Origin of the sequence: Bartonella sp. AD13SXNS (genome assembly GCF_042196465.1) — a bacterium.
Taxonomy (GTDB): Bacteria; Pseudomonadota; Alphaproteobacteria; order Rhizobiales; family Rhizobiaceae; genus Bartonella.
Map to the genome: position 1 here is coordinate 312 of NZ_JBHIQI010000104.1, position 362 is coordinate 673.

Annotated in this window: 1 protein-coding gene and 1 pseudogene; both read right to left on the minus strand. The window is 47.5% G+C overall.

What is annotated here, in order from left to right:
• Positions 1-252, minus strand: a 252-nt coding sequence (locus ACFIMQ_RS09645; RefSeq protein ID WP_375703954.1) for a phage protein GemA/Gp16 family protein, incomplete at its 3' end; no start/stop codon positions are given.
• Between the two features lie 9 nt (positions 253-261).
• Positions 262-362 (minus strand): annotated as a pseudogene (locus ACFIMQ_RS09650) (sulfate transporter); the annotation flags it as partial.

Here is a 362-nt window from a genome sequence, read left to right on the forward strand (position 1 = left end):
ACGATCACGAATAATGCCAAGATTCCATCCTGCAATCCAGAGCGCCTGCAGCTTCTTGGCATATTTGCCCTCTAAACGCTTCACATTCGGCTCAAAACCAAATGCTTTCATTTCATCGATAACCAAGTGCTTCTCTAAAACACTCAAATCTTTCGCCGAGTGCTTGCCCGTCAAGCGATAGAGCAGTGCGCGATAAGTCTCATCATCAAGACCTAACGCCCGTCTTCCCATATGAAGGACAGCTAAAGACATGTTACCCCCTCACGTCTTCGCCAAATCAAGGGTCACAGCGCGCCAAGGGCTTTCTAATGTATCGCGCTCATAAAAACGCACATATTCCTTAGAGCTCGTCACACGAATGT